Origin of the sequence: Mycobacterium tilburgii (assembly GCF_902168065.1) — a bacterium.
Classification (GTDB): domain Bacteria; phylum Actinomycetota; class Actinomycetes; order Mycobacteriales; family Mycobacteriaceae; genus Mycobacterium; species Mycobacterium tilburgii.
The window spans coordinates 21257-27654 of record NZ_LR655728.1 but is presented as its reverse complement, the minus strand read 5'-3'; the positions used below and the strand labels follow the sequence as shown (position 1 = coordinate 27654).

At 65.5% G+C, this 6398-nt stretch carries 5 protein-coding genes and 3 pseudogenes; all 8 read left to right on the top strand.

The features are described from left to right. Positions 1 to 100: 100 nt before the first annotated feature. Positions 101 to 304 (top strand): annotated as a pseudogene (locus tag FQ389_RS22660) (methylmalonyl-CoA mutase family protein); the annotation flags it as partial. A gap of 170 nt (positions 305 to 474) precedes the next feature. After that, complete coding sequence (locus FQ389_RS22655; RefSeq protein ID WP_407662896.1) at positions 475 to 654, top strand: hypothetical protein; 180 nt, start codon at positions 475 to 477, stop codon at positions 652 to 654. After that, positions 603 to 1076, top strand: a complete 474-nt coding sequence (locus FQ389_RS22650) for a hypothetical protein (protein WP_144208700.1) — start codon at positions 603 to 605, stop codon at positions 1074 to 1076. Before FQ389_RS22655 ends, FQ389_RS22650 begins: the two co-directional genes overlap by 52 nt. Further along, positions 1009 to 2009 (top strand): annotated as a pseudogene (meaB, locus tag FQ389_RS14130) (methylmalonyl Co-A mutase-associated GTPase MeaB). The gene FQ389_RS22650 and the pseudogene meaB overlap by 68 nt, the downstream one beginning before the upstream one ends. Before the next feature lie 63 nt (positions 2010 to 2072). After that, positions 2073 to 3350, top strand: a pseudogene (lipL, locus tag FQ389_RS14125) (esterase/beta-lactamase LipL). Positions 3351 to 3509: 159 nt separating this feature from the next. Then, complete coding sequence (locus FQ389_RS14120) at positions 3510 to 4589, top strand: NAD-dependent epimerase/dehydratase family protein (RefSeq protein ID WP_144208697.1); 1080 nt, start codon at positions 3510 to 3512, stop codon at positions 4587 to 4589. A 208-nt stretch (positions 4590 to 4797) separates the two neighbouring features. Then, the gene (locus tag FQ389_RS14115; RefSeq protein WP_260860776.1) at positions 4798 to 5874 is read left to right on the top strand and encodes a class I SAM-dependent methyltransferase; all 1077 of its coding nucleotides are present in this window, start codon (positions 4798 to 4800) and stop codon (positions 5872 to 5874) included. A gap of 262 nt (positions 5875 to 6136) precedes the next feature. Then, the coding region (locus FQ389_RS14110) for a TylF/MycF/NovP-related O-methyltransferase (RefSeq protein WP_407662893.1) at positions 6137 to 6398 on the top strand (262 nt) is incomplete at its 3' end.

Below are 6398 nucleotides of genomic sequence, written 5' to 3'. Positions count from 1 at the left end.
CCTCCCCCCCCCCCCCCCCCCCCCCTACCCCACAGGCCTCACCCATCCGCTTGCGCAGCGGGCGCGCCCACATCGCCGAGGTCGCGGAGCATGGCGGCACATGGCCCAGGCCATCGACGACGGCGTCCCCAAACTACGCATCGAGGAGGCCGCGGCGCGCACCCAGGCGCAGGATCGACTCCGGGATCCAGCCGTTCATCGGGGTCAACAAGTGCCAGGTCGAAGAGACCAGGAGGTCGAGGTCCTAAAGGTCGACAACACCCGGGTGCGGGCCGAGCAGTTGGCCAAGCTCAAAGAGCTTCGGGCAAACCGGGATTCGCACGCTGTGGAGGCCGCCCTGGCTGAGCTGTCCCGTGCGGCCGCCGCGCACGGCCGTGCCGGGGAAACGGTCTGGGCAACAACCTGCTGGCCCTGGCTATCAACGCCGCACGCGCTAAGGCCACGGTCGGGGAGATCTCGGACGCGCTGGAAAAGGTGTACGGCCGTCACCAGGCGAAGATCCGTACGATCGCCGGCGTCTACCGCGACGAAGCATCGGGAGGCGGAAACAAGACTTCCTTCTCTGACGCCATCGAACTCGTCGAGAAGTTCGCCGAAGCCGGATGGCCGCCGCCCCCGGATTCTGGTGGCCAGGACGGCCACGACCGCGGGTAGAAGGTGATCGCAACGGCGTTCGCCGACATTGGTGCGACGTCGACGTCGGATCGCTGTTCTCCACTCCCGAAGAGGGGCTCGCCAGGCCGCCGACAACGACGTGCACGTGGTGGGCGTGTCCTCGCCTGGCGGCCGGTCACCTGACCCTGGTGCCGACGCTGCGCGACGCGCTGGCCGAGGTCGGCAGGCCAGACGTCATGATCGTGGTCGGCGGCGTGATCCCGCCCGGCGACTTCGACGAGCTCTACGCCGCAGGGGCGGCCGCTATACTTCCCGCCCGGGACCGTGATCGCCGAGGCTGCGATCGGCTTGCTGAACAAGCTCGCCGAACGGTTGGGCTACAACCTAAGCTAGATGGCGACCGATGCCGGCAAGGCCGACAATTCCGTCGACGGGTTAGCCGAGTCCATTCACGGCGGTGATCGCGCCGCGCTGCCCCGAGCAATCACAATGCTGGAGTCCACTCGTGCCGACCACCGCGAGCGGGCCCAGCAATTGCTGCTGGATCTGCTGCCCGACTCCGGAAATGCGCACTGGATGGGCATCACCGGGGTTCCGGGGGTAGGCAGGTCCACCACCATCGAGGCGCTGGGCATGCATCTGATCGACTGCGGCCAACCGGGTGGCGGTGCTGGCGGTCGACCCGTCCTCGACGCGCACCGGGGGCTCGATCCTGGGCGACAAGACCCGGATGGGCCGGCTGGCCCGCGCACCCCGACGCCTACATCCGGCCGTCCCCGACGTCGGGAACCTTGGGTGGGGTGGCAAAGGCCACCTGCGAGACGGTGATCCTGCTGGAAGAGGCCGGTTTTAACGTGATCCTGATTGAAACCGTCGGCGTTGGACAATGCGAGGTCACCGTAGCGAACATGGTCGACACGTTTGTGCTGTTCACCCTGGCGCGCACCGGCGATCAACTGCAGGGAATCAAGAAGGGCGTCCTGGAACTGGTCGACATCGTGGTGGTCAACAAGGCCGACGGCGAGTACCTGCCCGAGACGCGTCAAGCCGCGCGGGAGCTGTCGTCGGCGATACGGTTGATTTATCCTCGCGAAACCCTCTGGCGGCCACCGGTTCTGACGATGAGTGCGGTGGAAGGGACCGGACTGACCGAGATGTGGGACGCCGTCGAGCGCCATCGCCAGGTGCTGACCGAGGCCGGCGAGTTCGACGCCAAATGCCGGTCGCAGCAGGTCGATTAAACCTGGCAGATGGTCCGCGACACCGTCCTGGATCGGGTGTTGTCCAACCCGGCGGTGCGCGCCATGCGTGCCAATGTGTAACGGCGGGTCAAGGCGGGGGAACTGACCCCGGCCCTAGCGGCCCAGCAAATACTAGACGCAGCGTCGCGCTAACGGAAAGGTAAATTAATCCGTGTTTGCCCGTGTGCCCGGCCGATTCGACGTAAATTCGAAGTCGTGACGGTAGACAATGGGGTCGATCGCCGCGAACCCCTCCCACGATCCATGACGCAGGTCATCGTGTGTTCGGCGCGGCGGACCTAAACTTCTCGTGCGTCGTTCGTGGCTTTTCCAGCATGTTCTCCGGCCGTCGCTTCGGCGGGGGAGCGCTGGCGGTCTATCTTGACGGTCGACCGGTCGTCGACGTGTGGACGGGCTGGTCGGACCGTGCCGGGCGGGTGCCCTGGACGGCCGACCGGGCGCCTATGGTGTTCTCGGCGACCAAGGGCATAGCCGCGGCGGTCATCCACCGGCTCGCCGATCGCGGGCTGATCGACTACGAGGCCCCGGTGGCCGAGTACTGGCCAGAGTTCGGCGCCAACGGCAAGGCAAAAGCTCACCGTCCGCGAGGTGATGAGGCACCGCGGCAGTCTGTCCGGCCTGCGCGGAGTGACCCAGGAAGACTTGCTCGACCACCTCGTCATGGAGCAACGGCTCGCCGCGGCCGTCCCCGGGACGGCTGCTGGGCAAACCGGCGTACCACGCGCTCACGTTCGGCTGGCTGATGTCCGGCCTGGCCCGGGCGATCACCGGAAAGGGCATGCGGCAATTGATCCGCGAGGAGCTGGCCGCACCGTTGGACACCGACGGCCTGCACTTGGGTCGGCTGCCCGGCGGCGCCCCGACGCGGGTCGCCGAAATCATCATGCCGCAGAACGTGATTGGCAATCCCGTCATCGGCTACGCGGCGCGCAAGGTCGTCACCCAGCTGTCCGGCGGCTTCCGGTCCCTGTACTTCCGCGGTGTGATGGCCGCCGTGCAGGGCGAAATCCCGTTGCTGGACGCAGAAATGCCCGCGGCCAACGGCGTGGCGACCGCCCGCGCCCTGGCGCGGATGTACGGCGCCATCGCAACGGCGGTGAGATTGACGGGCACCCGGTTCCTCTCGCCCGAGATCCTCGACCGGCCTGACCGGGCGGCGCAGCCTGAATCGGGACCGAAACATCATGGTGCCGTTTACATTTCACCTCGGCTACCACACCATGCCGTTTGGCAATGTGATGCCCGGCTTTGGGCACGTCGGCATGGGCGGTTCGTTCGGCTGGGTCGACCCCCCGCGTCCGGGCTGGCGTTCTCCTTCGTGCACAACCGGCTGTTGTCGCCGTTCTTGGTGCTGGATCACTCGGGTTTGGCCACGTTGGGCACCTGCTGCGGGCGGGCGTCGGAAAGGCCCGCAAACGCGGTTTCCGGCCGGTGACGGAATTCCGGGCCGAAGCGGACGCCGCCGCCGGCTGACGCGTATCGAAGTCGTTGCGGCGCCGGGTTTTCGCGGAAAATCCGGCCGATGCTCGGGCAGGTCACCGATATGATCAACCGTGACCGCGTCCCGGCAGCGTGCCGGTAAACCATTTTGCTCCGCAGACCACAGGGAGATGTCGGCTCTTGTCAGCATCCGTGCTAATCACTGGTGGAGCAGGATTCATCGGTTCCGCGCTGTCACACCGGCTGGTCAAGGCCGGTTACGACGTCGCCGTGATGGATGTCCTGCACCCACAGGTGCACGCGCAAGGCCAGGCCCCGGACCTGCCGTCCGCCGTGCGCCTGTTCACCAGTGACGTCACCCACGGGCCCGACTGCGACGCCGTGCTTCGACTGTTCCGCCCCATCCAGATCGTCCATCTGGCCGCCGAAACGGGAACGGCGCAATCACTGTCTCAGGCCACCCGCCACGGGTCGGTGAACGTGGTGGGCACCACCCAGCTGGTCGACGCGCTGAGCCGAGCCGAGTGGGTGCCCCAGCAACTGGTGCTGGCGTCATCCCGGGCCGTTTACGGTGAGGGCGCCTGGCAGAGCGGCACGCAGGTGTTCTATCCGGGCCCGCGTAGCCACGCACAGCTGGTGGCGGGCGTGTGGGATCCGCCGGGATCGGGCGGGGAACCTGCGGTCTCGCTGCCGAGCTGCGCGGCGCGCACCGAGCCGCGGCCGAGCAACATCTATGCCGCCACCAAGCTGGCCCAGGAGCACATCCTGGCGTCCTGGTGCGCTGCGCACGGCAGCAATCTGAGTGTGCTGCGGCTGCAGAACGTCTATGGGCCGGGCCAATCGCTGAGCAACCCGTATACCGGGGTGGTGCCGTTCTTCGCGCGGGTGTCCCGCGAACAGCGCCCATCCAACGTCTACGAAGACGGCCGCATCGTCCGCGATTTCGTATATATCGAGGATGTCGTTGACGCGCTGTTCGCTGCCGTGCAGAACCCCGCGCCCGGCTCGCGTCGCCTAGACATCGGTTCGGGCGTCACCACCACGATCCACGAGCTGGCCCGCAAGATCGCCGCGAACTTCGGTGCTCCGGAACCCGTTGTCACCGCGCAGTTCCGCGACGGTGACGTGCGTGCGGCGAGTTGCGACATCGGCCCGGCGCAAAGCGAGTTGCACTGGCGGCCCAAGTGGTCGCTGGACGACGGCTTGCGGGTGCTATTCGATTGGATCGTCAGGCAGCTCGAATCACCCTCAACAGCAACCTTTCCCCCCTAAATAGTCCAGCGTTCGACAGCACCACGCGCCGACATCGGCCAACGCTTCGCGTCGCGCACACGTCGCTAAAAGCCGGTAACAAGCGGCGAGGTTGTTCGCCTGTTCACCTAATCATGTGATGCAATAATAATCCAGGCTGGTTCGACTTAATCTAGCCCAAGAACAGGGAGGTGAACCGGTGCGTGGTGTAGAGGTCGACAGGCGGGCAGTGGATCGGACGACCGTTCATCGTCTGTGGAAGACGACGCTTTTTGCGGTTGCTCTCATTACCGCCACCGCGTGCTTCTTCGTGCCGATCCTCGCCGCTGTGCTGGGTGCACTTCTGGTGCTGCTCTTTGCCGCGCGCCTGGTGTATCCGGGGCGCGATCGCTACATCCCCCACTTGTATGCGCGTGACATCCGGATCTATGACGAGGGCTACCGCGACTTCATTCGCCGCACCATGGCCGAGCTGCGCAAGCGCCGCATCCGCGGACACACGCTGTTGACCGAATCGTCGGCCCTGGCGGGGCCGACCCTCGGGGATTCCGATGAGCTGTTGCTCGACCTCGGCGTCTGGATCGGCTGGTCCACGCGGCTGATCTCGGACGCAAGCGGCCGCATGGTCTATGGGTTCGACAGTTTCGAAGGCCTGGTCGAGGACTGGAAGCTCGAAGACCAAGTGGTCAAACGGGGCACCTTCTCGCTGTCCGACCCGTTCGCGCAGCGCTTCATCCGCGACACGGGCGTGGTGTTCCAGGAGGACGGCCTGCCGGCGACGCTCGGCCGGAAAGTGCGGTTTATCAAGGGCAGCACCTACGACACGCTGGCGCCGTTTTTGGCCGAGCATCCGGGCGCCCCGATCAGGCTCTTCCACATGGACCTGGACACCTACGAGAGCTGCCTGCACGCCCTGGAGATCTGCAAGGAGCGCTTCGTCCCGGGGTCCATTCTGGTTTTCGACGAGTATCTGGTCACCAACGGCGAGATGCGGGCGTTCTACGAATTTCAGAGCCGCTATGAGCTGGAGTGGAATTACCGCGCGTGGGGCCTGGAAATGATGGAAATGAATATCGAGATGGTCCAGTCGCGCTGGATGTGCATGCTGTACTACTCCGTCGCGATTCCGATTTTCTGGTTGTTTGGGGAGGGGCGGTTCGCCTCGATCTGCTTCCGCAAGCCGTTCTGGCGGTTCTGGCTGGGAGCGCCGCTTATAGACATGCTCTTCCTGCTCGGCGCCGTCGGCTCGCGCAAGTCGGTCAGCCTCGAGATCACCGGCCTGGGAAAGCTGGGGTCGGCACGCTAACCGGGGCCGGCGCCGGCCGAGGCGGGTTTTCCCTGGACCTGGAACTGATTAGGTATTTTGGCTTGCGCGTGACCAGGCCCATAGCCGCCCGCGCTGGCAGGCTTGCTCACATGCCAACGCCTGCATACCGGTAGGTGATGGACGCACGCTGAGCCAAGCGGGGACGGCGACCAAAATCCGTGAAACGCGTTCTCCGCGCGGTCAGGCGTCTGGGCGCATGACTAGGAGTTAGTGGTATGCGAGGAGAGGGGCAGTTTTGACCGTGGCGGAAACCGACTCGCGGTCCGCGTACCTTGATCTGCTCCGTCGTGAACTGACTCGTTATGGTCAGGATGAGTTGGTGCCGGTTGGCTGGTATCGGCTGGGACGGCCGATTTTTAATACGCGCAATTTCTTGCTGGTGCGCAAGCGACCGTTTAACGCCTACGCCCGGGATCGGGGGCTAGATTGGCCGGCCGATGCGCTGACGATGATCGGGATGCAGCGGCTGACCAGCTTGCAGCATTGTGTGGAGACCGTGCTGG